A 25,937-nucleotide genomic window follows, 5' to 3' on the forward strand; every position below is an offset into this window, starting at 1 on the left:
CTCATGGCTGCGTTATTCTTCATCCAAATCAGCTTTCAAAGAAATAGACATCCCCGGGGGTTCCATCCTCATAGTCCGTTCCAGGATAGGCTTTCACAAGTTCGTAGTCCCCTTCTGTCAGACGCGATATGCTCTTCTCCCAGAAGTGCACGGAAGGAATATTGCCCGGATGCAGCTTCAGCTGCCATTTCCCTCTATGCATATCCGCAGCGCGCCTGAATGCTTCATAGCCAATCCCCTTTCTCCGATATTTGTGCAATACGAAAAATTCAGCCATCTGAAAATCCGTCTCCCGGTCATGAACTTCCGGCAGGGTGATGACCATGACGAATCCTGCAAGGTTTCCCTCCACCATAATGAAGTATGCCCATCTGTTCTCTTCTGTAAAATAATAATCCAGATACTGATACCCATACAAGCCCAGTGGATTCACCTCTTTCAGGTCCCACTGAGAAAACTCATAGAGATGCTTCTCCAGAAGATTCGCCAGAATCTCCCGGTCTTCTTTTTTAACTCTTACCAGTTCTATGTTCTGCACAACAATCCCCCCATTTCCCTTCAGAATAAGTCCTATTCATGCTGTATTGTTCTACAATGAATAGAATATTCAACTGGTACCTTCATTATCGCATACACAAAGAAGGACGGCTACAAAAACAGGAGTGATTCTTACCAGTGTTTGCTACGCCTGCGCCTATCAGCATGATTTAAGCCAGCTCAAAAAGGAAAGGATAAGCATCCACCTCATCTGATGGTAACTTATCCTTTATCCAAAGAGCCTATCTAGCTTTTTCCGATCTTATTCAGTGCACTGTTCAAATTCAGCAGGTCTTCCTTGGTGAGATTGACACCCATCATGCCCATCATCCCACTCAGTCTCAGAACCGTAAATCCTGCCAGCATACTCATCATGGTGTCATTCATTTCAAATCCGCCTGCCACTTTATCGCCTTCCTTCGGTAGCAGTGATTCAAACATGCCCATGAAGAGTGCAGTTCCCTCTGGAGTCTTCAGAATATCCCCGATTTTATCATTCAGTGAGAAATATCCTTCCGGCGCAGTGATATCGAACCAGTTGAGAATGGCATTTTTCTCCTTCATGCGATAGCGCTCGTCAAACACCGCCACTTTTCTGATTCTGCTTTCATCCTTCAGTTCTCCTGAAACCGCTGTAAGATGAGTCTCTCCCTGATTTGGTACCTCGAAGTAGAAGAAGTGTTCCCCCTTTTTCCTGCCAAGAGAAACTCCATCTGCAAAGAGTTCCACTTCAGGCTGGTTGGAATAGACCGTAACCTTGGTGATGTCTTCTGCCCGGTTGATGTATCTCTTTCCGCAGAGGTGGACAAAAGGTTCATCGGAGAGCCATGCCTTGTAGGCATAGAAGGCATCTTTCTTGTACTTTCTGTCAAAGGTCACAAGCCCTTTATGATTCTGACCGTTCTCTCCCCCTTCACTTCTCGCATCCGCACCGAAGTCGAACATATTCCAGACATGGGTAGCCCAGATGTAGGGTCTTGTGAAGAGCTGCTTGATGAGTTCTTCATGGTAGTAGGCCTGATATTCTTCGGTATAGTCTCCCTGCATAGGATCGGAGGTATGCCAGTTGAGCGCTTCGCATCCATACTCGGAGCATCCGATGGGTATTTCAGGATGTTTTCTGTGGAAATCATCAAACCAGGGTCCATTCATGGAAACCTCTCCACCATACCAGCCGAAATAATGATTGTAGGAAACCACATCCGGGATTTTCACGTAGGGACTGTCCATGGGACATGGAGAAACCGCGGCAATGACCGTAAGACGGGTCTTGTCCATGTCGTGACACAGATCATTGAGAATATGATGGTTTTCCAGAAGATCCGGGTCCGTGTCCCCCTTCATGCTGATCTCGTTGGACAGTCCCCAGACCACAATGGAAGGGTGGTTGTAGTTCTGCACAATGAGCTCCTTCATCTGGGTGATGGTATTTTCTCTCGCTGTTGGCATATGCTGTGAAATGTAGGGGATTTCCGCCCAGACAATCATGCCTTTCTCATCACAGAGATCATAGAAGTACTGATCATGCTGATAATGAGCAAGTCTTATGGTGGTTGCCCCCACTTCACAGATCAGCTCCATGTCCTCTTCATGATGTTCTTTCAGCAGAGCATTGCCAGACCCCTGACGGTCCTGGTGTCTGGATACGCCTCTCAGCGGATACTCTTCTCCATTGAGGATGAATCCTTTTTCCGGATCGATTTCAAAGGTTCTGCATCCGAAACGCGCATGCACTTCATCGATGATCCTCTCTCCTTCCAGCAGCTGAACTTTAGCTGTATACAGATAGGGATCCTTTCTGCCATGCCAGAGATGCACATCTTCAATCTCCAGTGTCCTCTTCAGATCTCTGCTTTGTGTCTGAGCAACTTCCTTTCCCTCAGCATCATGAACTGTAAAGACAACGCTCTGGTTCTCTTGAAATCCTGTGACCCAGGTCTCCAGTTCCACTGAAGCATTTCTTCCCGTTATTTCAGGTGTCACCTTCAGTCCTGGGCCACCAAAATAGTCCAGATCGAAGTGGGATTCACGGGTGCAGATGATCTGCACATCCCGATAGAGCCCACCATAGAAGGTGAAGTCGGCCATCTGAGGATACACTCTGTCATTGGCAGCATTATCCACCGCAATGATCATGAGATTCTCTCTTGCAAGTTCCTTCGTGATGTCCACTCTGAAGGTGGAGTATCCTCCATCATGATGTGCCAGATGCTTGCCATTCAGATACACATCGGCGGAAGCGTTCGCCCCTTGAATCTCCAGGTAGTATCGATCGGTCTCAGGAAGATCCATCTTATCAAATGAGTTGGCATAGTAGCAGGTGTTTCTGTAATAATCGTTCCCTCCATCCTGTCCGTCAATGGCGTTCCAGGTATGTGGCAGGTTGACCCAGTCCCAGTTCATTGGAAGGGTTTCCGGCACTGCATCCGCCTGCTTGGTAAAAGCCCATTTGCTGTTGAAGTTTACTATTTCTCTCAAAAAAATTGTCCTCCTTGGTTTTCATATAATGGGAAAAGGGAGGCAGCCCTCATGTAGGCCTGATTCCCTTTTCACTGATTGATCTGCATAGATTCGTTTTCTCTATTTTAGGCTGACTGTGTCCTTCTTTCTTCCAGTTCTTCATTCATCTTGGCCAGTCTTTTCTTATCCAGATTATAGATCAGCCCAAGACCGATAAACTGCATGGCGGCACTTGCAAAATACATCCAGGCCACCAGATATCGCATTCTAAGGGCCACATCGAAGGTCTGATTCCCCTTGTTCGCCTCCACATAGCCAAGTCCGACCATGATAACCAGCGTCAGAGCCGGCCCGATGCCCTGGGCAAGCTTTCGGAAGAAGGAATGAAGTGAATAAGTGACCCCTTCTTCCCGCACACCGTTTTTCCACTCATTGTAGTCTATGGCATCTCCCATAAGAGCCCAGGATACGGTGGAGTAGATGCCCAGTCCAAGACTGAAGATCAGCATGCATACGATATAGATCATCAGACCAGTTCCATCTGGCGTGATGGGTAGGATCAGAAGAGCCAGGCCTGCAAAAATGCTGAAGAGTGATCCCACTACAGATATCTCTTTCTTTCCGAATCTCATGACCATCTTTCTGGCCAGTGGTGTGAAGAGTATGATCGGCAGCAGTGAAAACATCTGCACAACGCCTAATAACTGCACATTCTGAAAGTAGGACTGAAATAGTACCTGAACAGCTGTCACAGCCCCCTGCATCCCGATGAACATCCCCATGGCTGCCACTGTGGCACCCACTGCAGGTCTGTTGTGAAGAAAGTTGCCCATGGCTTTCACTACATTGAATTTTTTCTTTTCTTCATTGATGCGAACGGCTTCTTCCACTCGCACTTCGGTATTTCTGATCATGAACTGGAATGCGGCGAATCCAAGTACGCCCATAAACAGTGCAACAAGGAAAACTCTCTCGCCGATGATGTTGTTGCTGCTGTCGAAGATCAGAAATGGCAGGATGACCATTGGCAGCATATTTCCTAGAAGCGATCCCACAGAGCGCCATGCGGACAGCGATGCGCGATCCGCGGGTTCTTTGGATATAAGGGAAAGTAAGGAACCATAAGGCACATTGGCAATGGTATAAAACGCATCCCAAAGAACATACCCACAGACGAAAATGATGATTTTCGCGGCTTTCGGTGCCCCTGACCATGGAATGAAGACCAGTGCGCCTCCCACTATCAGTCCGATGGATCCGAAAAAGATATAGGACATGAATTTATTCCGTTTATACTTGCGCTGATCCGCATCAATGATGGACCCGATGAGCGGATCGTTGATGGCGTCCCAGATCTGCACAATGATCAGAAGCGTGGCATACAGTATGGAATCCATCTGCATGAACTGTGTCCAGAACAGAGCCATGGTGCCCTTCAAGGCAAAGCTCATGTTGCAGCCGAAATCTCCTGCTGCGTATGCCAGGCTGTCTCGTATTCCGAATCTGCGATGGCCTCTTTCATCGAGCTGGACTTCCTTTTTCATAATAATTCCCCCAATTCTCCAAAATATTAATTAGAGCATGTCACCGGTATATCTGCACTTCTCTTACATTCTACCAAGAGTAAACGATTTCTGTGAGTACAATATTAAGGTCTTTTAGTATGATTTTTATATTATCGCTTGAAGAGATGCAGACGATTACGTTAAGATGGAACTAGAATAATCTGGAAGAGTAAGCTTTCAATGAATCATAAGGAGATCGGCATGTGGTATGAAAAGGAATTAAAGTTTTGCAGAACCATACTGGAAAAAATGAATCTGCAGGTCCTGGAACTCGAAAAAGACAAAGCTCCAGATCGGCAGATCGACTTTGGCGTGCGAAGATTCTTCAGCCTTCAGGCGGAATACCTTCTTCGAAGCACCGCACTTCAGATTCAGACCATAGCCCAGTTCTGCGGATTTCCCGACGCAAACTATTTCACAAAGACCTTCAAGCGGTATTCCGGCACCACACCTCTTGAATACAGACGCAGCCGGCAGCATGATGCAGACGGGATGCCCTCCTAGGAAACTTCACCGATCAACAACATGGATTATCCTTATAAACATGCAGATACCCAGTTCTCTATGCTCAGTACTGGGTATCTGCATGTTATTGAATCACTGCCAAATTTTCCAACATTTATTTTATATTCTTTCTGGAAACCGATGCCTGATGAAATTCCAGGCTTCTTACAGATTCATCTTCTACAAGCAGCAGCAGATCTTCCGCTTCTCCATAAACAAGGACACCATAGGTTTCTATGCCATGATGATCAGCATAATCCAATGCAGATTCATAGAAATCAGTTTTTTCCTCTCTGTATTCCATAACACCTATGGCCTCTCTCCTTTCAACAACATACTGCAGAAGGCTTCTATAATGCTCTTCATAAACCTGTGCGATAAGGGGAGTATCTTCCTTTCTGTTCACAGGATGAACCAGCCAATCCAGCATGAAAAATGCAGGATATTTCTCGGATATTTTCTCATCACCGAGAAGTGGTGAACTCACCTTACTGTTCAAGAGACTTATCCCGATGAGCTCATTGCTCAGATCAGAGGATGCTGTTCTTATTCCAGCCCATTCAAATTCAATCTCCGGATAGCTCTCTTCCAGCCTGTAAAGTTCCTCCATACTCAGATCCTTTTCAAATAGAATACTCATCGAGACATAAGTAATGGGATTCAGCTGCATCAGATGAGTAATCACTTTCTCCTTGCTAACCGCTGCGTCATTGTCATTACTCGGATACATGATTCCCATGAACATAGAAGATTGCGATATCGGATCACTGTAAGAATACTCAATCTCTCCTCGATGCAAAACCTGATTGACGTCATAGTTTTCATCCGTGAACACATCTCTATAGGAATACATCACATTATACTTCCCGAATCCTTCCTGATCCACATAGACTGTGCTCGGACTCAGGCCTGGTTTGTTCAGCTCCGTTATAGCATACACATCAAAACTGATGTCATGATCAGATTGCCCTACAGAAGTTTTCATCGGATTAGAGTACAGCGAGTCAACCAATGGAGATATTCCGAAAAAGATCGTAATGTACAGTGCGACAACCAGCAGTACTGAACTAAGCACCACTTTCCTCAGTCGTTTATTAACGCTCTTTTTAAGCTTACTGGTTTCCTCCTCATGGTTTTCACTGTCGGCCACTTCGAGTGAAAGATCCAGCTCTCTCTCCAGCTCTTCTCCCATAAATGCTTCGATCGCCTGAGCTTTTTCAATATCCTTTCGGATCATCTCCTCTTCTTCTTTGCTTACATTACCTTCCCTATAACGTTCTAGTAAGTCTTTATAATCCATTTCCTTCCTCCAATTCTCTTCTGAGTTTCTTTCTGGCTCTATATAGTGTCGTCTTTACAGAACTCACTGAAATACTGTGATTACTGCTGATATCCTTGACGGAAAATCCGCAGTAATAATAGAGAATCAGAATCTCTCTGTAGGAATCACTAAGCCTGATCACCAGATCATAGATCTGCCTCTTCTCCTCTGTTTCGATAATCTGATCCAAAATATCCACCTCGGGGGACTGTACTTTATCTGAAATATCCTCTCTGCTGTATTCCCTTTGCTTTCTAATAGAATCCACATACAGATTCCTGCACACTCTAAACAGCCAGTATTTGATATAACTGACCTCATCAATGGAAAGATATGCTTTGAAAAAGGTGTCACTGGTCAGATCCTGTGCACGATGATGGTCTTTACACAGTGAATAGGCATAGAGGTAGACTTCTTTATGGTACTTTCGGTATAATTCTTCCATTTGATTAGTAAGCACTCCAACACCCCTTTCACTATATATACGTATGAAAATGAATTTCGTTACACGAACTTGTAAAAATTTCTTTCAGTTTAATTGCTATGCTGAGTCCATTAGTGAAATCTGCTGGTAAAGATAAACAAACAAACCATTCCTGATGGTCTATCTTGATCAATTATGTCCATGCCGAATCAGAAGTGAAAATAGAATTCAAATCCACTTCTCATTACTATGAACTATCCAGCTTGATCCTCATGTATCTATTCTATTCTATATACTTCATCATAGTATATTTTCAGTATAAATCTTTTGGACTTTTGTTCCAGAAACACCACAAGAAAAGCACCTCAAAGAGAAAACTCTCGAGATGCTTCAACACTCTGTGTATTTTACTAGTAATGACTTCGTTTCTTATTCTCTCAATTCCTTCTGAACCTTTTCCTGCAACGCCTTCTCATACTCCATAGGATCAAAGTCCAGTGAAACAGGCATTTCTTCCCAGGCAGACAGATAGGTGGCATTGATCATGCGTACACTTTTGATTCCTTCACTCAGTGGACAGATGATTTCTTCTTTTCCCAGTATGGACTGCACAAAGTTATTGATGAGCCTTGCCTGAAGAATCTTGTTAGGCAGCCTCTCGAAGTTATGCGCTTCCACCGCACTGGGTACTTGAGGAAAGGATTCCCTGGTGGTTTTCGCAAAATCTTCTTCTTCCATGGAAAGGGTCGTAATCTTCACAAGGCTGTCATTTTCGATGACAATCTGCCCCTTGCTGAAGGATAGTTCAAATCGATTTGTTCCCGGACTTTCATGGGTGCTTGTGAGAAACTGTCCTGATGCACCACTTTCATAGAACATCTGGATCATCACATCATTTTCTGCCATGATGGGTCTATGGAATCCTTCTTTGGTGAAGGCCATGACCTTTTCCGGTATGCCTGTCATCCAAAGGAGTGTATCCAGCTGATGAATGGCCTGATTCATGAGCACTCCTCCACCTTCAGACTTGTAGCTTCCTCTCCAGATGGTCTGATTGTAGTAATCATAGGTTCTGTACTGATTGGTGATCTGCCAGATGACGCGCCTAAGCTCCCCCATCTCTCCATTCACGATTCTGTTTCTGACGAAATTGTAGATGTCGCTGCTTCTGTTATTGAACATGACAGCCACTTTAAGGTGAGGCATGGTATCCGCTTCTCTTTTCAGCTCCTCCACTTCTCTGATCCTTATGCCCACTGGTTTTTCAACCAGTACATGTTTTCCACTTCGAAGAAGCTTCACAGCCATTTCCGGATGATAGAGATTGGGTGCCGTGATGATCACCGCATCCACCACATCTTCATGGAGCATCTCATCCAGACTGGAGAATAGCGCCGTCTTGCCCAGACCATATTCCTTACTGATTCTTTCCAGATTGTCTCTGTTTCTTGAAGTCAGTGCTGAAAGCCTTGCATCTCTAATGAGCCCTTTGGAAAACATGGAGATGTAGTCTTCTGCAATGTGTCCGACTCCCACTATACCTACTCTGATCATATATCTCACATCCTCTTGTTATTACTCTTATGGTATCACGGGAAGAGATGGATTGTTCACGAAATTCATCATAAGCTCCTTTTCAATTCATTCCAGACTTTCATCCATCGTTTTTCTATTCCCAGTGAAGATAAATAGAAGACTGATATTGAGCATCACCACTAGCAAGCCAATTTGTCCTGCCAGAATAACAAAAGATGTCCAGAAGCTGTTCTGAAGCCACAAATAAATCGGTAATATGATGGAAAGACTAAAAATCAGTACGGATAAGCCCAAATCCATCCGAGTGACTTTTCTGTATTTATAGTCTTTCCGGATCACCCTTCTGAAATAGAACCCAAGCAGAAGCAGAATAAACGGTACATCCTGCAGTAAGCTTTTTCCCACAAGATCAAACTGTTCAATGAAACTGAAGGACAGCGGACCGTAGTATCCATTCTCATAAAGAAACACATGGACTGGAACAAAAACAAATAAGAGAACCGATGTATCGATGAAACTGAGGAGTGTGCTGTTATAAGTCTTGCCGATTAGCCCCACTATACTATTACTTCTTACCTTCGTCTGCGGCCAACTCTCTGCCACATCACTTCTTCTCTCTTCTGGGTCAGTGTGTTCTTTTCTACCAGTCATCTCATCCAGGGATATATTAAACAACTCTGAAATCTGGATCAGCTTTGATAATTCCGGCGTGGCAGTGCCGGTTTCCCATTTGGACACAGACTGGCGGGAAACATCCAGCTTTTCAGCCAGGTCGCTTTGTGACAGATTATGACTTTTCCTGATTGACTGCAACTTTTCTCCTAGTTCCATGAGATCCCTCCATTCCATTCTTCTTACATCAATCATACCTATTCACAAAACATATGCCAACCAACTTTCCTTGAATTGTTAGCAACTGGTGGTTGCATTTTCCAATATTTATTAAAGATATGGTAAATACTTCATTTTTCTTTATATACGACCATCATGACAGTATTGTAAAGATCAAAGGCGTTATGAGAACTTTGTATCCAGTTGAACGCACTTAGCATTCCTTAAGAACGATTCCTCATGCTTTCTTTTCATGCAACTGCACTACCCTTTTACTAATATCTGGGATTGTCTGGAGAAACCCGACTTACTTAAATCACTTAGTTAGGGCAAAATTGTATGCTTCTTCTATCCACTTCATGAGCTCTCCATCAATTTCCAGAGGATCGGCGATTATCAGATGATGTGTCCATCGGCTTGGATATGGTTCTACAGCTTCAATTATTCTTGAAGATTCTATACGATAAGGTAATCCGAACGACACAACAATGTATCGCTCAGGTCGATTCTTCATTTTTCTGACTGGTAACCATACAAATGCAAACTGATGTCTGTTGGAAAAAGAAATCTGCGATTTCTGGATTTTCACTGCAACGTCTGGAAATTTCTTGATTATATTATCCCTGAGCTTTTCATACAATGGTTGAGCTTGAGGCATTCTTTCAAAAAACTGAACTATCCTTTTATCCAATATCTTCACCTCCTAATCCTCTACTTCCAAGGCTGTTCACTCTTTATCCACTTCTTCTTACTATACATTATACTGCTCGCTCATCCTTATCTGCAGGGTATCATTTTCTTTTTTCTAAACTTAGATCCGATACTTAGTAGTACTATTACTTCTCAATTTGATTCTTCTAGGTGTTAATCATAGATCAAGCCTAAGTCAGCTACTTTCTTTCTTCTTCAGGACTTTCGATTACTCTCTTTACAGAGGCAAAACATCATCGTATTCTTTTCTTCATACACTTCCTGCAAAGATGTGCATGAATCCGATAGTTAAGATAAGAAATCTCAAAATATCTAGGAATGCTATAGACATCCCAATTCGCAACAGCTATAATTTAACTTAGTTAAATTATTTTACCTAAGTTAAATTCATCCCACTGGAGGATCTATGAAAAGTACAAAGAAAGAACGTACATATAACGAAATCATGGAAGCAGCAAAGAATATTATTCATGATAAGGGACACGAAGCCATTACAGTTCGTTCTCTGGCAAAAGTGACAGGATATGCCCATACAAATCTGTATTACTATTTCAAAGACATGAATGCTCTTCTTTGGGCACTCCGTATCAATATGATCGAGGATATGATAAATGAACTTACACCCGTACCTATAAAAAAAGATGACCCTTTGGATGAAATCCAAGCGGCATTTCTTACTTATACGGACTATTTCCTCAATCATCCGAATGTATTTCGTTTCTTCTACTTCTATCCTTTTGTTCAGCCGGAGGAAGATAACAGGTATCAGAAGCTGGAGCAACAGTTTCAGAATATCTGGCAGACTTCCTTCTCCAGACTAGTTCAGGAAGGGATCATAAAACCCGAAGATGTGGAAATCACAGCAAAATCCATTATTTATGCCTTGCAGGGGATGATCATGCTGCGTTTTTCATCCAATGGACCCCGCACGAGAGAAGAGGTCCATAAGGAAATAATAAAACTTATCAACTATTTATTGAAAAAAAGCGAATAGTAAATTTTAGGAGGTCTCCCCATGAACCAGGAATCAGAAATGAACTTTCAGCCTCTTTATCGCATTGGCCAGCTTTCAGCCATCGTAATGCTTCTTCTTATTCCAGTTCAGATCCTAGTCTATGTCATATCCCCACCACCCGATACCGTAAAGGGATTCTTTGAGCTCTATCAGCAAAGCCCTATTCTAGGATTATTGAGTCTGGATTTTCTCTATCTGTTCAATAATCTATTAATCGTCCTTATCTATTTAGCGCTTTTTGTGCGACTATTCCCGGAAAGAGCTTCTGTCGTGCTTCCTGCTTTGGTACTTGGCTTAATCGGGGTTGCGTGCTACTATCCTTCCAATCCATCGTTTGAAATGCTTACGCTTAGTAAACAGTATTTTCAGGCGCTGCCTGAGCAGAATATGATCTATCTGGCTGCCGGAGAAGCTGTAATGGCTGGATATACGGGAACCTCTTTTGATGCATATTATGTTCTAAGCACCCTATGCCTGCTTCTGTTCGCCTATGCAATCTTCAAGAGCCCCCAGTTCAATAAGTCCATTGGCATGTGGGGACTCGCTTCTGGATTCTTCATGATTATACCTTCATCAGCAGGTAAGCTCGGCATGATCTTCTCGTTCCTTTCACTTATCCCATGGGTGGTATTCGTTGCATTACTCGTTATTAAATTCAAGAGATTTACAGAGGAGACTTCGAATTACAGAGAGAGGACTAAATAACTTCCAGCCCTATAATCCTCAATAAAAGGAGCGGTTCGTATTGCGTGGATTCACTTATTGATCCCTGCTTTACTGACCGCTTATTTTCATCTTTCTGAAAATGTTATGAATGAAAACAACTGGTTTTCGCCCTCATTCATTACAAATGTATGCAAAATCATCTCCAGTTTATATGGGCTTTTCAGCATCAGCTAAGCTGGGAAATCATTAGCCCATTCACCCCATCAGCTGCGTTTGATATCAATCCTAGCAAAATACAAAACACCTATCATTGCACTAACAGCTGTAAGAACTGAAAATACCAGAATCATGCTCCAATCCTTCGGAAAACCATAGATCGGTTTCAGCCATTCTCCTAAAGCGACTGATAGGCAAAGAGTAAAGATCTTAACGATTGCCACACCAGAAAGCAAGTATCCTTTACCATCACCTTTCAATACTTTAAATGCAATAATAGCCAAGGCTGGAAAAATTATAGCCAAGTCTAGTACAAACACCCCATATATTTCACCTGGAGATCTTCGTATTATGTCTGGAGTCATGATTCCAATCCAGGCTGGGATTAGTACCAGAAGTATTAAGAATGTAAAGACAGTAATAAAATACCGAACAGGCTTAGGCAAAAAAATGTGCTCTATATCAGACAGCAGTTCGACCATTCCAAAGATCATACTATATACAGATAAGCTCAGAATCACCAGATACACCAGATATATACTGGTGTATTGACCCTGTATAGTATACAGGGCATAACCATAAAAAATATACGCTGTAAGTCCCAACATAATAATCAGCATTTTTCTGTCATTCTTTCTGATATAGATAACTGATGCTGCGATGAGGAACAATGAGGCCGGAATAGAAATCATGTCCTGAACAATTGAACCCAAAATCAGAGATTCAGTGATTGCCCCGGTTATCAGTAATTCATGATAGACAGCTTCGTTAAAAATGCCATAGACAGAGGCAAATAAGGCTAGAACTGAAAGTAGCATCATCAGCAGAGCAGAAATAGTGATTGTTCTAAATGATCCATGGTCTGCACTTGTTTTTGTTTCGCGTATCATTATAAAACCCCTCATCTTTTTGTATTCTCATTTTCATTGACTTGTTTTATCTATCTGATTCTATACATCATCAATTTGCGACTCAGTCATCATAATGAGCGAGCTTAAAGTCCTCAATCTCTTCAATTTTGATTTAAACCCCAACGATTATCTCCTCGCGAAACTTGATTGGTTATCCCACCATCTTCCTTAATTATTCTACCTTGAAGAGAAGGATCATCAAGAATATTCCGAAAACTCACACTGTGATTCTCTGCTTTTTCGGTTGATGAACTCTCCATATAATTGTGTTATCAAACTATATCTTATCTTTCAGCTTGATACTTGTCAATCAATTTAAATCTGCCTGTCCAATAGGAGCTTTCTCTGACTAAAAGGATTCATCTCACGGATAACCAATGGAACTTCTTAAAATCAGTTCTTGTCTTGAAACAAAAGATATTCCCCTCTGTTCTTCCACTATATGATGTCACCTACTTTGCATCCCTCCCTTCCTGTCCTATAATAAGAAGAGCAAGTATTGAGGTGATGAGATGAATTATATTTTCAGAAAGATACAGAAAGAAGATACGGAAAGCATCTGGACTTTATTCCAAGGGCTAAAAGAGGAAAAGATTGACATGTCCTTTGCTGAAGTGAAAGATAAAGAAGAAATCCGGAATTTTATAGACAATCCAGCCCAGCTGACCTATGGGGCTGTTTCAGAAGAAAACCCTAATGAGGTGCTTTGCCTTGTGAAAGGGCGAAGAGAACTGACGACTGAAAAAAGACATTCGGCATTTCTTTCTGCTGCAACCCATCCGAAGGTCAGAGGCTTGGGACTTGTTGCGAAACTGACAGCGTACGCACTGGAAGAAATGAAGAAAGAAGGCGTCACCATTGCTCGGATCTATGTATACAGCAACAACAAATCTTCCGTAAATGCCATCAGGAAACTGGATTTCATCCATGCCGGTACCGTGCTCAGGCATCACAAGGATCCTTCCACCGGTTCATACGTTGATGATCTGATCTATCATAGAATTCTCGACTAAAAAAGACTCGTCATGAGTCTTTTTTTGCTTTCTCATAGATTCTTCGCTTATGTGATTATTCCATAGATTAAATTCCACTGAAACCTCTTTAAAGTCCACCTGTACTTTTGAGTAAGTCCACTTAACAGATATTTAATATCATGATGAAGTCCGACAATGCACGGAGTAAGTCCCTCTTTTATTAGAATAAAAATGTAATAAGCTTGCAAAATTTATTGAAGAAGGTTTTACTAGACGTCACTGAATTCCCCCTACTTTCTCATGAACTAGTTGACCAGCAGTGATAATGAATTAGATGACCACCTGATCATGAATCTATTGAACAGGATAGCTGGACTAAAGGGAGATGTCGGAAGCCTCTCCCGAAGGTAACCCTATGTCTTCTCTGAATAATCGCCTTTGTAGGAACGGTCATTCATGTTAAGTACATGGGATCGAAATATCATTCTGTAGATCAGGGAAGAAACAATAATCTGATTTTCTAACATAGACGTCCAGTGGCAGAATTTCAAGTTGGCAGAGATAATCACACTCTGCTTCCACTCTGTCCGATAGGACTTTGATGAGCAGATTGCTTTATATTAATAAACTGCAACTTTAGAAGTGTTCTGTTTGATGGAAAAAGGCTAAATTGACTTAATGTAACAAAAAACCTTGCAATATAACGTAATTGGTGTTATGTTTGTATAATTAAATGTTACATTGTGGGGTGATCTAATTGGTTGTGACAGCAGAGCTTTACCTGAAAGAAAATATTGATGCGCAGCTTTCAATAAAACCATGGATTGAAAAGAATGTCTTTTCGGTTTTTTTAAGGGATAGTTACAACTTCTATGAGATGACTATACTTGGAACACAGTGTGTCATGCTTGAAGCCGTTAATGAGATGCCAAATATTGTTCAGCTACAAAAGCATATTAAGCAAATCAGCGATCTAACGAAGCGACAAGTTGTTCTATTCTACAAGGATATCACAAGGTATAGAAGAAAAAGTCTTATTGAAAACAGGATTGCCTTTGTGATTGAAGATGGACAGATGTATTTGCCCTTTTTGGGGCTTGATTTGAAGAAGACTAAAGAACACGTCGTAGAAGTGAAACGATTCACAACACCTGCGCAGACTGCTTATTTGTACTTCTTGTACCATAAACAGGTTGTTATTAACACGACTGAGTTTGCGAAAAAGCTGGGCTTTAACAAAATGACAGCTTCAAGAGCTTTAAATGATCTATACCATGCAAATCTCATCACCTATGAAATTGGAGGAATGACTGGTCGAAGTAAGGAGTACAAAAGAATTCCAGATCCGGATTACTTAATCAGGGGACGTGATTATCTAAAGACTCCAGTTGGAAAAATCATTTATACAAAGACAAGGCCCTTAGGGGCTTTGACTGCTGGAATGGATGCATTGGCAGAACTATCCATGATCAATCCACCGGAGCATCCAATTATGGCGATAGATAGAAATAAGCTAAATAAAGAACAGGTCGAATTTGTCACAAACAAGGACCTAATCAAAGACACAAAACTGGTAGCGTTAGAACTTTGGGACTACGATCCGCACCTGTTTTCTAATAATCACCATGTAGATCTCCTATCTTTGTATGCATCTTTGAAAGATGACACGAATGAAAGGGTTGAGCAAGCGTTAGAAGAAGTCCTGCGAGGTGAGCCATGGTACACGGACTAATGAAATTTAAAGAGTATTTTGAAAATCATACAAATCAATATGTATTTATTGGAGGGACGGCTTGCGATATTCTATTGAATGAACTTGGAGCACCATTTCGATCAACCAAGGATCTGGATATGGTGCTGATCATTGAAGCCCTCGACGCCTCTTTTGCGGAAACCTTCTGGCAGTTTATAGAAGATGGGGGTTATGAACATCGTGAGAAGGGGTCGGATGAGAAACAATTCTATCGTTTTTCTGAGCCAAAGGATACATCTTTTCCTAAAATGATCGAACTGTTCAGTAAGGTTCCTAAGTTTGAGATTAGCTTTGATAGGGGGCTGACTCCCATTCACATTCATGAAAGCGTCGTCAGTCTCTCTGCAATATTATTAAACGATGAATATTACGACCTGTTATTAAAAAGGAAACTAACGGTGGATGGTTACTCACTCATCGAAATCGAAACAATTATCCTGTATAAGATTAAAGCATGGCTGGATATGAAAGAACGAAAAGAAGCTGGGTATGACATCGATTCGAAAAACATTAAGAAACATAAAAATGACGTATTCAGACTTTTAGCTAATGTATCTCCTACAATTAGGATTCAACTTTCAGCGGGAATTCAAAATGATGTCATGCAGTTTATTGAACAAGTCAAGGAAGATAAACCTGACTTGAAAAACTTAGATATTAGAAGCACAAGTTTAGATGAAATGCTGGAGATTTTGGGGACCATATTCTTAGGAAAAGCAGAAGCTTGAACAAAATCATAAATTGCAATCAGAAGACACTTCAATCGAGGTGTCTTTTTCATGCCCAAAGATATTAGAACCGGGGTTGAAATCATTATTGTGTCTGAATCCCAGAAAATCTCACTTTAAAAACATGATAGAATCTCATTCATCCTGATCAGTCAGTAGATTCATTCTTCAAATTCTTCAATGATTTTCAAAAGATCAGCATCTGTTTTATATTTCAATAATCCAGATACATAGGTATCGGATCCACGCACTGTAACTTCATCGGAATCACCATTATCCTGGAATTGGATTATGTACCCATATCCACTCGTCCAGAGATGAATACCCGATAGTTTTGAATGCACATCTGATAATCTTTGCATCATTTCTTCTGCATTTTCGCCTTCAAGAACAGTTTCTTCTCCTGTGGATCCATTTTTAATCATTACTTTCACAGGATCCTGTTTAAGAGGATTTCTGGTTACCAAGATTCCCGTAAGAATTCCGGTAATCAGAATTATAGCAACAAGAATAACCTTGACTTTCTTTTTAATCATTCATCACGATTCCTTGAGTTCTCAACAAAATAAGTATGCGCTTCTTTTACCAGTGCATTTTTTGCGGTATTGACAAACTTCACAACAGTGCAGAAATACAGTAGGCTTCCATCTTTGAGTGATACTGTCCCTTCGCACATGGCACCGTTGCCATGACTAAGTGCGTTTTCAATATTCAATGTCATGATTTCAGGTTTCTCCCCCAGCACATGAGCTAATTCATTTAGTGCAACTACATCATCCTCGCCAACAATCTTCCAGACAAAATCATCACGTACATGCTGCTTCACCGAGTCAAGATCTATTTTCGCCATGGCAATGGTCAGTTCAATGACGCTCTCCATCTTGGGTGCGTTTCCACAGTGAACCATAATTTCAGTTTTCATTAAATCCTTTTTCATCTGACTCCTTCCTCCTCGTAATGTCATCCGATCTCACTTTCTGAAAAGAATGAGGTGCCCTGCATCTGAATCATTCTTTCTATTCCGGATCTTCATCCAGCACCCATGGCAGCCTGATTCCAGAAATACCGATCAGTATGTAGGGTTCTTCCATCTTAGGATTCGGGCAAGGATTTTTTTCATGAGACCCCTTAAAGATATGGATGGCAAGCTCTTCACTGTCGAGGTTTATTTCATGTTCATCCATGGTTCCTTGCACTGGATAGAAGGACATATACTCCATCTCACTACTCCGGTGTTCAAACTGAAATGGCATGATTTCCAGCGGATAAGCGGTATCTAAACCCAGTTCAGTCAACAACTTTGATGTTTGAGGATATTTTATTGTGAAGGTCTTATAGTAGTTTCTGCAGTATGCACAGCTGCATTGCTGTTCATACTTTAAACGATAAGCCTTGGTAGCTTCTTTATCTACATGAATCTGCAGCTTTTCCATTAAGAATTCTCCTTTTATCTATTTCAACCTTTCCTATACTCAACAGCCATCACATCGTCTCAAAATTGCTAAAGTCAACATGTATGCTTCTTCAGAAACTTCTCAGCGATTATTACTACAGACCTTCGATGACTGTATTGTTGTTCTTCCGCAAACTGGAGCATGGCAGATTGATTCTTCGAGTAGTCATAATAACGGTCAAAACATTCCAGTACCCGACCACATACAATTCGATTGCACTCAGGTGAAGGTTCTCCTTTGTGATAATAAGTAATATTTGGCACTTCCAGCAATCTCCTGGTGATCTCACCTTCCAACTCAGGCTTGGCGAGGACAATTTTCCATGCATTACCCGCAACATTGGCTGCTGTGATCATCTGTGGATCTTGAATCAGTGCAAAGTACTCCTCATAGACCACCTTAAACTTATCTTCATGGTCGACTGATGAGAGATTAGACAAGGTCAGGATTCCATCCCATTTGATGAAACTGTTTTTATGATGGAGCCATTTGGCTATATTCTCAAAGTATGGATAGACCAGTTCTGGCTTCTGCTCACTCACCTTGCGAATAATTTTCGTACAGGCATACTTGAGACTGGATGTTTCTGTTGGAACAATGCTCATCAAAGAGTTGAGGATAGCTGGATCTTTAATGGCTTCATCGATTATCAGATTCAAATCCGATTTTGATTTCAGATGATTCATCAGTATTTCTTTATCCAAGATACTTTCCCTCCTTCAAATTCATATCATGCTTCTATGCTGGAGTCGTAGATTGAGCTGCATGCAGAAATCATCTCTTGAGTCCTTACTCGCGCAGCAATGCTTTCCCGATCATTTTATGTTTTTCCTGAAATCAGCAAGCAGGAAAACAGCTTCAAACTGTTCATTTGAACGCATGTCGAAAACGACAGGAACGTATTTGAGTTTCCCCATTTGTGGTGTACCGTCAATCATAAGCTTGACTTCATGATTAATTGGAAGATTCATCAAATCTGAACGGAATTTTTCGGGAACATAAATAGTCACCTTGAAAAAACCGTCCCAGATCGATAACCAAAAAACAGTTGTTTCATGTTGAGCGCCTCGGGTACCTATCCAGTTGAAAAGTCCTTTTGCCAACCACGCCTTGCCATCGTTGTAGTATCGCCAGTCTATATGAATATCGTGACTGGCAAGTGTACTAATAAATTCAATATAGGCGTTGTTCGCTTCTCCCAGCGCAGTTGCAATTACATCATAGGATGGCTCTATTTCAGGATTTCTGAGCATTTGTTCCGACTTTGATTCCATATTGCAATAATCGTGTCAAAAACATATAAAAATCTATCAGCCTTGTTCCTTCCTGTTCCACGAGTCCGATTTTGAAGTATCTGATCTCACCTCCGAGCGCTTACATTCCCATACTACGATGGCGCATTGGAGCAGTATCTTACTGGTGATCACACTACTGCTTCATATCTGGATAGACAGATGCTAGAATTGAAGTTTCTTTCTAGTACACAATCGCATTCTTCACAGATATGGATCGTTTCCGATAATGGAAGCTTTGGTTTTACACGTACACACTCACTCCAAGTCTTGATGATGTGGTTTTCATGTTCCTTTTCGTTGCCTGGTGCGTATAGTTACTTCATAGGTTCGCTGTTCTTCTGTGAAGTGATCAGTTCTGATTTCAGATTTTTATACTATTACCTTCTTTGACAACTTACCTCCTTCTTATTTTCTGGTGTTTGAATGATAATCTGCGTAGCATACTACGAAGCCTTTTTCGAGCTGCCTTTCAACATATCCTTCTGCATAGTCCAGATATCATCGACTATTTGTTCAGCATGCTTCATTTTAATTTCTCAATTTCGCCTTTAACGTCATTTATTATTCCAATACTATAAACAGCAGAAATCGCAAGTATGAGAACAAATGCAAGAGCTACCCCTGTTGGAATCCAGATAAGAAATACTAGGCGCAAAAAGAGCGCAGAAGGGAAGAAGATGAAAATGAGAATCCAAGGTAAATTCACTTTAATAGAATATAATGGACCATACATAGAAGTGCTGTTTCTTTAAAATATTCTCTGAAAACACGATCTCGTTCACTTCCTTCTCTGGAAAGCCCTCGATATAGAAATAATGATGAAAATGCAATGGTGATGCCATATTGCCACCAATCAACTGGCACAATATCAGAAACAAAAAGCGGAATTGCACCTAGACAGAATAAACCCATGAAAAAGTATGATTTGTTATAAATCTTCATATGCACTTACCTCTAATAATATTATTAATACTTTGAAAAACTTTCATCTACTAAATAATACACCAAATTTCCTTATCTACTTACATTTCTACATGCTCATTTTCCACCGAGACTCCTGACCATTCCTGTTTCCATTTCTTCATTAGAATTTGGACATCTCTTCCAGATTCTAATGATCCTGTTTCCATTTTGAGTTGTATTTCCAGTTGCAGCGATGCTTACCGTCACGAAATCATTCCTAAGAAGGACATACTACACGTTATTCTGTCTGAAAGAGGATTGACAATTAAACAAAGAAACAGGAATTCATTTTATATCCTTTTCACCAGTTCCTTACATACCATCACAAGATCATAGCGAATGCCATTGCGGCTTCTCCAGTTTCTGTTTGACCATTCCTCCTGCGACACATCATCTCCGCCATATATAATCGCACCATAGGAAAAGCCTCTGAACTGAGCCACTGCTATACATCCTGCCTGCTCCATTTCTACAATTTTGGCACCTTCCCTCTTTCTCAGCTCGATTCTATCCCTTGTCTCCCGGAATATGGCATCTGTGGTCCATGTCAATCCTTGAATATGAGGTACATTATGATCATTCAGGTACCGGACTATTTTTTCTTTCACAACCCTATCGGTATAAATGTATCTTGACGCTTCGATATAGTGGTAGGAAAAGCCTTCATCCCGGATTGCACCATCCACAACAAGGAGCTCGCCGACGGCAATATCCTTATCCAGGACACCTCCGCCTCCACAAAACATTACCTTATTGATTCCCATTGCATGAAACAGATCCAGGTTTCCTGCACAGGCAGGACACCCCACCTGCCCCAATGTGATCAGAGTGGAAGCATCTTCAGCGAAATGATACACATATACCGGATTTTCACCGCCAATCGTCCTTTCAAGCAGAATAACTTTCTCGCTGATCAGCCGTTCAATGACCTCTGGGAAAAAGGTGATGATCATTTGATCTGTTTTGAATTTTTCTCTCACAAAATGAGTTGGATTCAGTTTTGCATCTTCATCAGTATCAAATTCCAATATCGGAAAAGAGCTGTGTTTTATCATGTTTCCCTCCATCAACTAGGTGTTCTTCGCGCAGAATCAGTAGAATAGGCTGTTCTCATTTGGGTAAATCCAGATCGCTTTCTGATGAAACAGTATTTGTCTTGAAATATCACATCATAACCCGCAGAAGTAACAGATTCAACTATGTTGTAGATATATTCACATTATAATATATCTGGACAAACTCTGATACAATTACTATTTAGTTTCAGTATTTTTTAATATGATTCATTCCAAAATCCTCAGCAATCATCTCAAAAGATTGGAGAAACTCTACATGAATAAACCCTGGAAACAGCTACTATAGCTTATTCCAGGGTAATTCTAACTTAATATGTTTCCAGGAGACCAACAGTTATTCTTAGAAAACAATGAATTGTTTTATTCTCTGTCACGCCAATCCCACCTTACTGAGCATTCACAAGCAGACAGAAATTATCGCTCCCATTTCAGATAGACCATATCTACTAGCTGCGTTCCGTCCTCGAACATCGGATGGTCATAATTGTCCGTGAAGAAATTTTCTATTCGATGTGATTCTTCAAATCCGCATTCCTTGTAAAATCTCAGCACTGAAGGTACACCCCCCGTTCCGACAAGCATCCTATTGCAATCAGTGTAGTATGAAAACAGAAACCCTATCAGTCTTTTTCCATAACCCTTTCGCTGATAATCGGGCATAACCGCTATGTTCTTAAGCTCGTAGACACCGTCGGCCTCTTTAGTAACCACGCATTCAGCTTTCACTCCATGATCGTCCAGCACAAACATTTCACCACGTTCAAGGTACCTGTCTATCATGTTTTCCTGTTCGTCGGCCAATAAGAGCAAGTCAATATAGGCTTTTTTATTGTCTGTAACTTTTCTTATTTTCACAAGTAGACATCCTCCATCTGAAAATATAGATAATAAAAAATAATGGAACCACGGAAACCAATCATAATGCTCATTCCTGGGTTCTTTTCACTTATTTTCTTTCTAGAAGTGCGACCGTCTCATAGTAATTTGAGACGCTTTAATAGAACACTAGGATATGAGCGGTCTTCTAATTAATTTTATGCTCTTTGAGAATTTTCAATATGTATAAACATAGATAGTTATTTTCAGATATCTTGTTAGATAACTTATCTGAATAGCGCTAAAGCCACACTGGATATTAATTATTCTAGTCACCGATATGGTTTTCCAGAAGCTACTAGAATAGCGTTCTTCTCAAACTCACTAACTTCGTTTGCTTCTTCTTAACAAAAGGATATAATATGATAAATAATCCTGTTAATACTGTAGCAAGGCACAAGACAAATAACCATTCCAAATTATGATATTCAAGAAAAGCGGGCAACCCAGTGCTTACAGTAGATGTGCTCTCATCACCAACTACTGCAGAATAGATCTTAACAGGATTTATAGAGCTTAGTATGCCTATGATCAGCATACCTAGAAAACCGATGGAAGAGAAAGAGATTCCCCAGATATTATTAGAAGCCCCAACGAATCTTTTGCTGCTTTCAGATATATTATCCTTTTTGATTTCACCATCATCAGTATACTCTATCTCATCTTTCAATAGATAATCAATCGACACATTGAATAGATTACTTAGCTGAATGATGTTTTCTGTATCCGGTAAGGAACTATCTAATTCCCATTTAGAAATAGCCTGCCTGGATATAGTGAGTTGTGAGGCTAGCTGTTCTTGCGATAGACCGTTTTGTTTTCTTAAAGTTTGAAGTTTTTCTCCAAAAGTCATTATGACCACCTCCTATGCTAGTGATCTAATTATAGAATTTAGGTTGGCTCTATTCTACCAATCAGACATTGAACTTTCGCAACTAACAGTTGCAAACCTTGTTAGAGAGGGATTTGCAACTGTATTCTTGCCTTCTAAAAAATAATCTTATTCATTCAACTCTGCCTTTTCACAGTGTTGGAAAGGGTCTTGCATTAGGTTGATTTACACTTGAAACCATCTTTGAATATGGGTTCTAATCATGTAATTCTCTCTTAAAATCAGATATTTCATGTGCTTATCTAGCAACCCTTGACATCAATACCCTGTCTCCTCATGCTTGGAGATGAGTTAATAGCTATCAAAAAACCTACTATATAGACCTCATTATAGACCTCATTTTTCTGATGGTCGTGTGCGGGAACTCACTCAACTATTTCAAAAACTTGAGAAACGAAGTAATATTCATTTCCTGGTTCTTCTTCTTTTCTAATTTCATTATACTGTGAGAGCATAAACGCTTTTATGACCCGATATTTCCCGGGTTTTGCATTCTTCCAGTATTCAAGATGAATGTGATACTCCTCTTGACTATTGGGCGGAAGATGATAGAGTTCTGGCGTAACTTCAGCATCTACAACGCTTTCCATCTTATACCAATTCCCTAATCGCTCTCTATCAAACTCAAAATCTGAGCCAAACCAGATGGTCTGATCTGTTCCATTAACAAGGGTATAAGTTATGATATTATTGTTTTGGCGAACGTCAGTGATTTCAACCTCACTTATAGAATTCAGCCCCAAACGATCGTATCCTGATCTATTCCAGCCACTACAACCAGTAATAATAGAGACCATGATCAATAAAAATATAATTAACCTATTCTTCAAATGTAAGCCTCCCAACTATATCAATTTAGCGTCAAGCAAATAGTGCATGCATCAATGCACAAGTCTAAGCACCGAATTCTTGAATACGTAAGAACTTAGGCTAACTCATTTCATCCCTAGCTCATGAAGGAACCTTTTGAGTAAATTCCAATTATTACAATTACAGCTTATCACTATTATTATAACAATTTAATAATATATATATATGATAATTTAATATTTACTCCAAATATAAATCCACCGGCATCACACCCTCGGGTTTATATTAAATATTCATTTTCTCAATAATCAGCACCCAAATGCTAAATCCTCCACTTATTGTTATCGCTATCCTAAAACTTACTGCGATGACTATAACTGAAATGATCTATCGATATGAATATTACATATAATGATTACTTTCCATATAGTACTACAACTATCTCTACATGTCTAAAAAAGATAACATTGAGATCAGAGATTGATCTTACTCCGCTTAGTATATACAAATCTTTGGGTGAGTAAGAAACCTTCCTATTTTTGGAATCTATGTCTCTTTGTTACTATCTTTGTCATCGTAATATTGAGAAACATAGTGATAGAAACAAATAATATAATAACTACAATCAATGCATCAATCGTATCTTCAATTGCTGCCCAATCACCTGTATGCACTTCGTTTGCAATATTTAAGAACTGAATCATAAGTGATATTAGAGTAAAGCCTAAACTTGAAATTATAGAAATAACAATTCCCCCTGAATTTGCATACGAGATTTGCCAAATCGGGATTCCCCAAGCAATCAGGCCAGCGATGATACTACCAACAGAAAACAGCACTATTTCCCCATCAGAAACAAGCATAAGCAATAACAATATTGCAACGAGCGCAAACCCTGAGAGTATAACACTTCCAATACCTTTCACAACTTTTGACGTTATCTTTGATAACTCAATTGTCTCCATCATTAGATTCTCAGCCTCTTTCGTGCTTATATGTTCATTCTCATTACGCTTTGCCTGCATCAGTTCAACCAAACTCACTTCCAATGCTTTTGCCAGAGCTTCAATACTATTTATATCGGGCAATCCAACACCCCGTTCCCATCTCGATACAGCTTTATCAGTAACATGAAGTTTTTTAGCAAGATGGGTTTGAGTCATCCCGAGTTCTTTTCTTCTTTCTGCAATAAATGGACCCAACTGTTTTGCATCCATAAATCCACCTCCCTTATATCTTCATACTATATCCTAAAGTCTGTTTCAATCAACCGATGTTTAGTTTACATTCTCATGTATAAGATAAACGTACTGTTTACCTCAAAAAAATCAAATTTGACTAACTAAAGTTAGCCATTAAGCAAAAAGCTTTAACCGTTGCGTTCACTGGAAACATAAGCTTCGAATCATAGTTAATATATTATGATCACTATTTTCCTGCAATACTACATTTATTGATTGAGTCCTTGACATCAACACCACTGTCTCCACATGTTCTGAGATGAGGTAATAGCTATTTGATAAATTTCTCGAGACCAATTTTTGTCATATTTTTATCGAGGTGCATATTAGGGAACATATCCAAGATAGACTGTCGTTTGGGGGAACTTATCCAGTTATTTTCGATCTCTGGACAACAATCTCGGTAAGGAAAATGCATTTATTTTATCCACATTATTAAACTCTTTTCCACAGATAAATCCAAGTTATCCACATTTTCATAACAGTTAATGATCTAGCATAAATGTTGTATAGCGAATATTATTAGTATGAATAACTTTTAAACCAACTCTCGAAGCTATATATTCCATGGTTTTAGTAGTATAAAATGATATGTGACTCCAATCTCGAATATAATGCCAATTCATAAAATGAGAAGCATCATTATGATGAAACAATGTCATCACCGCTAAAACCCCTTTCGGTTTCAACAATTTGACAAAAAGTTCAAAAACCTCTATGGGGTCTTTTAAGTGTTCGGCAACTTCAGTCGATGTAACTAAATCATACTTTTTCCCAATATAAACTTTTTCAGGTGAATAAAATAAATCGTATATATCCATTTGATAGCTATGATGACGCTCCAATATTTGTGCCAAGACAGGAGATGGACCACTCCCAAAATCAAACCCTTGATTTCCACTTGCTGCATAAGGAAAAACAGCGTCATTTAAAAACTTGTAGAAAAATTCAACATACCTCGGATCCTCAATCGAGTTATTATGTTTGTTATAAATTTTAAGTTCATCTTCTTTTGATACTATATGTCGATCATCCTTAGAAATAAATTCACAATTATTGCAATAGTGATAATCTGCAATTTTAGGATGATGAATCACCTCTGTTTCTGATCCACATAATTTACATCTATGATTCATGTTATATTCAACTCCCATATTTCTTTTCCTGACTATAATAAT

At 40.2% G+C, this 25,937-nt stretch carries 28 protein-coding genes; 6 read left to right on the forward strand and 22 right to left on the reverse strand.

What is annotated here, in order from left to right:
• Nucleotides 1-28: 28 nt before the first annotated feature.
• The 3 genes from ACHAL6_RS02805 to ACHAL6_RS02815 all read right to left on the reverse strand — a co-directional run bounded on the left by ACHAL6_RS02805 (nucleotide 29) and on the right by ACHAL6_RS02815 (nucleotide 4,541).
• Nucleotides 29-538, reverse strand: a complete 510-nt coding sequence (locus ACHAL6_RS02805; RefSeq protein WP_395268731.1) for a GNAT family N-acetyltransferase — start codon at nucleotides 536-538, stop codon at nucleotides 29-31.
• Between the two features lie 245 nt (nucleotides 539-783).
• Complete coding sequence (locus ACHAL6_RS02810) at nucleotides 784-3,015, reverse strand: glycoside hydrolase family 2 TIM barrel-domain containing protein (protein ID WP_395268732.1); 2,232 nt, start codon at nucleotides 3,013-3,015, stop codon at nucleotides 784-786.
• A 107-nt stretch (nucleotides 3,016-3,122) separates the two neighbouring features.
• Nucleotides 3,123-4,541 (reverse strand): MFS transporter, encoded by a 1,419-nt coding sequence (locus tag ACHAL6_RS02815; RefSeq protein ID WP_395268733.1) that lies wholly within the window; start codon nucleotides 4,539-4,541, stop codon nucleotides 3,123-3,125.
• Nucleotides 4,542-4,742: 201 nt separating this feature from the next.
• On the opposite strand from ACHAL6_RS02815, the gene ACHAL6_RS02820 reads away from it, so the two are divergent.
• Nucleotides 4,743-5,066, forward strand: a complete 324-nt coding sequence (locus tag ACHAL6_RS02820; protein ID WP_395268734.1) for a helix-turn-helix domain-containing protein — start codon at nucleotides 4,743-4,745, stop codon at nucleotides 5,064-5,066.
• Between the two features lie 115 nt (nucleotides 5,067-5,181).
• Here the strand turns inward: ACHAL6_RS02820 and ACHAL6_RS02825 are convergent, their stop codons facing one another.
• From ACHAL6_RS02825 to ACHAL6_RS02845, 5 genes are all read right to left on the reverse strand, one after another.
• Nucleotides 5,182-6,366, reverse strand: coding sequence for an anti sigma factor C-terminal domain-containing protein (locus ACHAL6_RS02825; RefSeq protein ID WP_395268735.1), 1,185 nt, complete (start codon nucleotides 6,364-6,366; stop codon nucleotides 5,182-5,184).
• Complete coding sequence (locus tag ACHAL6_RS02830) at nucleotides 6,356-6,832, reverse strand: RNA polymerase sigma factor (RefSeq protein ID WP_395268736.1); 477 nt, start codon at nucleotides 6,830-6,832, stop codon at nucleotides 6,356-6,358. The genes ACHAL6_RS02825 and ACHAL6_RS02830 overlap by 11 nt, the downstream gene beginning before the upstream one ends.
• Nucleotides 6,833-7,240: 408 nt before the next feature.
• Nucleotides 7,241-8,365 (reverse strand): Gfo/Idh/MocA family protein, encoded by a 1,125-nt coding sequence (locus tag ACHAL6_RS02835; protein WP_395268737.1) that lies wholly within the window; start codon nucleotides 8,363-8,365, stop codon nucleotides 7,241-7,243.
• An 87-nt stretch (nucleotides 8,366-8,452) separates the two neighbouring features.
• Nucleotides 8,453-9,178 carry a helix-turn-helix domain-containing protein gene (locus ACHAL6_RS02840; RefSeq protein ID WP_395268738.1) on the reverse strand — a complete coding sequence of 242 codons (726 nt, stop codon included), beginning with the start codon at nucleotides 9,176-9,178 and terminating at the stop codon, nucleotides 8,453-8,455.
• Nucleotides 9,179-9,494: 316 nt separating this feature from the next.
• On the reverse strand, nucleotides 9,495-9,869 hold the full coding sequence (locus tag ACHAL6_RS02845) for a DUF5655 domain-containing protein (RefSeq protein WP_395268739.1): 375 nt from the start codon (nucleotides 9,867-9,869) through the stop codon (nucleotides 9,495-9,497).
• Nucleotides 9,870-10,295: 426 nt separating this feature from the next.
• On the opposite strand from ACHAL6_RS02845, the gene ACHAL6_RS02850 reads away from it, so the two are divergent.
• A complete protein-coding gene (locus tag ACHAL6_RS02850) occupies nucleotides 10,296-10,883 on the forward strand; it encodes a TetR/AcrR family transcriptional regulator (protein WP_395268740.1) in 588 nt (195 codons plus the stop codon).
• Nucleotides 10,884-10,904: 21 nt separating this feature from the next.
• The gene (locus ACHAL6_RS02855; protein ID WP_395268741.1) at nucleotides 10,905-11,609 is read left to right on the forward strand and encodes a hypothetical protein; all 705 of its coding nucleotides are present in this window, start codon (nucleotides 10,905-10,907) and stop codon (nucleotides 11,607-11,609) included.
• 224 nt (nucleotides 11,610-11,833) lie between these two features.
• Here the strand turns inward: ACHAL6_RS02855 and ACHAL6_RS02860 are convergent, their stop codons facing one another.
• Entirely contained in the window at nucleotides 11,834-12,676 is an 843-nt protein-coding gene (locus tag ACHAL6_RS02860; protein ID WP_395268742.1) for a hypothetical protein, read from the reverse strand.
• Nucleotides 12,677-13,209: 533 nt separating this feature from the next.
• Between ACHAL6_RS02860 and ACHAL6_RS02865 the strand changes: the two genes are divergently transcribed.
• Nucleotides 13,210-13,710 carry a GNAT family N-acetyltransferase gene (locus tag ACHAL6_RS02865; protein WP_395268743.1) on the forward strand — a complete coding sequence of 167 codons (501 nt, stop codon included), beginning with the start codon at nucleotides 13,210-13,212 and terminating at the stop codon, nucleotides 13,708-13,710.
• Between the two features lie 374 nt (nucleotides 13,711-14,084).
• Here ACHAL6_RS02865 and ACHAL6_RS02870 read toward each other — a convergent pair whose 3' ends face one another.
• Nucleotides 14,085-14,240 carry an ATP-binding protein gene (locus tag ACHAL6_RS02870; RefSeq protein ID WP_395268744.1) on the reverse strand — a complete coding sequence of 52 codons (156 nt, stop codon included), beginning with the start codon at nucleotides 14,238-14,240 and terminating at the stop codon, nucleotides 14,085-14,087.
• A gap of 188 nt (nucleotides 14,241-14,428) precedes the next feature.
• Here ACHAL6_RS02870 and ACHAL6_RS02875 point away from each other — a divergent pair, with 188 nt between their 5' ends.
• Both ACHAL6_RS02875 and ACHAL6_RS02880 read left to right on the forward strand, forming a co-directional pair.
• Nucleotides 14,429-15,403, forward strand: coding sequence for a MarR family transcriptional regulator (locus tag ACHAL6_RS02875; protein ID WP_395268745.1), 975 nt, complete (start codon nucleotides 14,429-14,431; stop codon nucleotides 15,401-15,403).
• On the forward strand, nucleotides 15,388-16,152 hold the full coding sequence (locus tag ACHAL6_RS02880) for a hypothetical protein (protein WP_395268746.1): 765 nt from the start codon (nucleotides 15,388-15,390) through the stop codon (nucleotides 16,150-16,152). Before ACHAL6_RS02875 ends, ACHAL6_RS02880 begins: the two co-directional genes overlap by 16 nt.
• A 161-nt stretch (nucleotides 16,153-16,313) precedes the next feature.
• On the opposite strand, the gene ACHAL6_RS02885 is transcribed toward ACHAL6_RS02880, so the two are convergent.
• From ACHAL6_RS02885 to ACHAL6_RS02940, 12 genes are all read right to left on the reverse strand, one after another.
• Entirely contained in the window at nucleotides 16,314-16,688 is a 375-nt protein-coding gene (locus tag ACHAL6_RS02885) for a hypothetical protein (protein WP_395268747.1), read from the reverse strand.
• Nucleotides 16,685-17,089, reverse strand: coding sequence for a hypothetical protein (locus tag ACHAL6_RS02890; RefSeq protein ID WP_395268748.1), 405 nt, complete (start codon nucleotides 17,087-17,089; stop codon nucleotides 16,685-16,687). The genes ACHAL6_RS02885 and ACHAL6_RS02890 overlap by 4 nt, the downstream gene beginning before the upstream one ends.
• Nucleotides 17,090-17,168: 79 nt before the next feature.
• The gene (locus tag ACHAL6_RS02895; protein ID WP_395268749.1) at nucleotides 17,169-17,585 is read right to left on the reverse strand and encodes a hypothetical protein; all 417 of its coding nucleotides are present in this window, start codon (nucleotides 17,583-17,585) and stop codon (nucleotides 17,169-17,171) included.
• Between the two features lie 74 nt (nucleotides 17,586-17,659).
• Entirely contained in the window at nucleotides 17,660-18,310 is a 651-nt protein-coding gene (locus ACHAL6_RS02900) for a hypothetical protein (RefSeq protein WP_395268750.1), read from the reverse strand.
• Nucleotides 18,311-18,421: 111 nt separating this feature from the next.
• Nucleotides 18,422-18,880, reverse strand: a complete 459-nt coding sequence (locus tag ACHAL6_RS02905; protein ID WP_395268751.1) for a DUF3788 family protein — start codon at nucleotides 18,878-18,880, stop codon at nucleotides 18,422-18,424.
• A 723-nt stretch (nucleotides 18,881-19,603) separates the two neighbouring features.
• On the reverse strand, nucleotides 19,604-19,843 hold the full coding sequence (locus ACHAL6_RS02910; protein WP_395268752.1) for a hypothetical protein: 240 nt from the start codon (nucleotides 19,841-19,843) through the stop codon (nucleotides 19,604-19,606).
• A gap of 311 nt (nucleotides 19,844-20,154) precedes the next feature.
• The gene (locus ACHAL6_RS02915) at nucleotides 20,155-20,919 is read right to left on the reverse strand and encodes a nucleoside phosphorylase (RefSeq protein WP_395268753.1); all 765 of its coding nucleotides are present in this window, start codon (nucleotides 20,917-20,919) and stop codon (nucleotides 20,155-20,157) included.
• A gap of 435 nt (nucleotides 20,920-21,354) precedes the next feature.
• A complete protein-coding gene (locus ACHAL6_RS02920) occupies nucleotides 21,355-21,795 on the reverse strand; it encodes a GNAT family N-acetyltransferase (RefSeq protein ID WP_395268754.1) in 441 nt (146 codons plus the stop codon).
• A gap of 319 nt (nucleotides 21,796-22,114) precedes the next feature.
• Entirely contained in the window at nucleotides 22,115-22,669 is a 555-nt protein-coding gene (locus tag ACHAL6_RS02925; RefSeq protein ID WP_395268755.1) for a helix-turn-helix domain-containing protein, read from the reverse strand.
• Between the two features lie 404 nt (nucleotides 22,670-23,073).
• Nucleotides 23,074-23,538: an immunoglobulin-like domain-containing protein gene (locus ACHAL6_RS02930; RefSeq protein WP_395268756.1), complete on the reverse strand. Its 465-nt coding sequence runs from the start codon at nucleotides 23,536-23,538 to the stop codon at nucleotides 23,074-23,076.
• 513 nt (nucleotides 23,539-24,051) lie between these two features.
• A complete protein-coding gene (locus tag ACHAL6_RS02935; protein ID WP_395268757.1) occupies nucleotides 24,052-24,735 on the reverse strand; it encodes a helix-turn-helix domain-containing protein in 684 nt (227 codons plus the stop codon).
• A 509-nt stretch (nucleotides 24,736-25,244) separates the two neighbouring features.
• Nucleotides 25,245-25,913: a class I SAM-dependent methyltransferase gene (locus ACHAL6_RS02940; protein ID WP_395268758.1), complete on the reverse strand. Its 669-nt coding sequence runs from the start codon at nucleotides 25,911-25,913 to the stop codon at nucleotides 25,245-25,247.
• Nucleotides 25,914-25,937 lie beyond the last annotated feature (24 nt).

Source organism: Proteiniclasticum sp. C24MP (genome assembly GCF_043951855.1).
GTDB lineage: Bacteria > Bacillota > Clostridia > Clostridiales > Clostridiaceae > Proteiniclasticum.